Annotated in this window: 1 pseudogene; it reads left to right on the forward strand. The window is 48.4% G+C overall.

Features of this window, described 5'->3' with window-relative positions:
• A pseudogene (locus A3751_RS22465) lies at window positions 1-335 on the forward strand (tail-specific protease); the annotation flags it as partial.

Consider the following 335-nt stretch of genomic DNA (forward strand, 5'->3'; position numbering starts at 1 on the left):
GATGACCTACTTGCACAAGCGCAATCGACCCCAGAACTATCTCCTGAAAAATCTCAACGCGAGGCGAGTGTTCATATCGCGCGCTCTCTGCTACTTAGCCATTATCGAAAGCAAGATATCGACCGAACATTGTCAGAGCGTGTGTTCGATCATTACCTCGATTCACTCGATAGCCAACGACTCTACTTTCTCCAGTCAGACATTGAAGAATTTGCACCCTACCGCACTCGCCTGCATGGCGCGCTAAAGACAGGCCAATTAGAGCCTGGCTTTAAAATGTACAATCGGTATCAAGAGCGCATCATCAAGCGCGCTGTCTACAAAATTGAGCTCCT

The organism is Oleiphilus sp. HI0080 (assembly GCF_001635135.1).